The sequence below is a fragment of the Burkholderia stagnalis genome (assembly GCF_902830275.1).
GTDB classification, from domain to species: Bacteria; Pseudomonadota; Gammaproteobacteria; order Burkholderiales; family Burkholderiaceae; genus Burkholderia; species Burkholderia stagnalis.
Map to the genome: position 1 here is coordinate 1 of NZ_CADESW010000091.1, position 500 is coordinate 500.

Sequence of the window (500 nt, forward strand, 5' to 3'; positions counted from 1 at the left end):
CAGCTCGACCGGATCTGCGCCCTCACGCTCGCGGCGCTGATCACGTTCATGATCGCGCAGGCGTTCCCGATCCTCGAGATGGACGTGAACGGCAACCGCGTGCAGACCACGCTGTTCGGCGCGATCGAATCGCTGTGGCGCCAGGACATGGCGCCCGTCGCCGCGATGGTGTTCTGCTCGACCGTGCTGTTTCCGCTCGTCGAGATGTCCGCGCTCCTGTACCTGCTGTTCCCGCTGCGGCGCGGCCTCGTGCCGCCCGGCTTCAACCTCGTGCTGCGCGCGATCCAGCTGGTGCGCCCGTGGGGGATGATCGAAGTGTTCATGCTCGGCATCGTCGTGACCATCGTGAAGATGGTCACGCTCGCGCGCGTCGTGCCGGAAGCCGCGCTGTTCGCGTTCGCCGCGCTCACGCTGATGATCGCCGTCGTGCTGATGTTCGATCCGATGCTGCTGTGGGATCTCGTCGACGACCTGCGCGCCGGCCGCGCGCCCAGTGCCGC

1 protein-coding gene is annotated in these 500 nt (G+C 67.6%); it reads left to right on the forward strand.

What is annotated here, in order from left to right; all coding sequences use genetic code 11:
- Positions 1-500, forward strand: a 500-nt coding sequence (locus tag HWY45_RS36350) for a paraquat-inducible protein A (protein ID WP_176118502.1), incomplete at both ends; no start/stop codon positions are given.